The 357-nt window shown below is 59.9% G+C and carries 1 protein-coding gene; it reads left to right on the forward strand.

What is annotated here, in order from left to right:
• The coding region (locus ON37_RS06965) for an NAD-glutamate dehydrogenase domain-containing protein (protein WP_040717957.1) at positions 1-357 on the forward strand (357 nt) is incomplete at both ends.

Genomic DNA, 357 nt, shown 5'->3' on the forward strand with positions numbered 1-357 from the left:
TTCTGGTTGGGGGATGCGTTCGCGTCGGGTGGTTCGGCGGGGTATGACCACAAGGCGATGGGGATTACCGCGAAGGGTGCTTGGGAGAGTGTGAAGCGTCATTTCGCGGAGATGAACATCGATACTCAGCGCCAGGAGTTCACGGTGGTGGGTGTGGGGGATATGTCGGGGGATGTGTTCGGTAACGGGATGTTGTTGTCGGAGCACATTCGGTTGGTGGCGGCGTTCGATCATCGGCATATTTTCATCGATCCGGATCCGGTGGCGGCGACGTCGTTCGTGGAGCGGAAGCGGTTGTTCGAGTTGCCGCGGTCGTCGTGGGCCGATTACGACACCTCACTGATCAGCGAAGGCGGC

The organism is Nocardia veterana NBRC 100344 (genome assembly GCF_000308855.1).
Lineage (GTDB): Bacteria > Actinomycetota > Actinomycetes > Mycobacteriales > Mycobacteriaceae > Nocardia > Nocardia veterana.